The organism is Acinetobacter sp. AB03 (assembly GCF_058107045.1).
The window spans coordinates 1-384 of sequence record NZ_JBUEBA010000013.1; the positions used below are offsets into that span (position 1 = coordinate 1).

The 384-nt window shown below is 43.0% G+C and carries 1 protein-coding gene; it reads left to right on the forward strand.

All coding sequences use genetic code 11. The features are described from left to right. On the forward strand, positions 1–384 hold a 384-nt coding region (locus ACY3FQ_RS16760; RefSeq protein ID WP_489774471.1), incomplete at both ends, for an IS3 family transposase.

Consider the following 384-nt stretch of genomic DNA (forward strand, 5'->3'; position numbering starts at 1 on the left):
CGTATTTGGAAAGAAAGTTTAGGTCGATATGGTGTGCGTAAGGTCTGGCAACAATTGAAACGTGAAGGTTATGTTATCGCACGTTGTACAGTTGCTCGATTGATGCAGAAGCTAGGTATACAAGGTGTTTGGCGTGGTAAGAATAAACAAACCACCCGTAGCCGAGATGATCAAAAACGAGCAGATGACTTAGTAAAACGCAATTTTAATGCAGATCATCCTGACCAGCTGTGGGTCGCTGACTTCACGTATATTCAAACTCATTCAGGCTGGGTCTATACCGCCTTTATTATTGATGTGTTCTCGCGAGCAATTGTTGGATGGAAAGTATCAACACGTATGAATACAGATATGGTGCTCGATGCACTGGAGCAAGCATTGCAT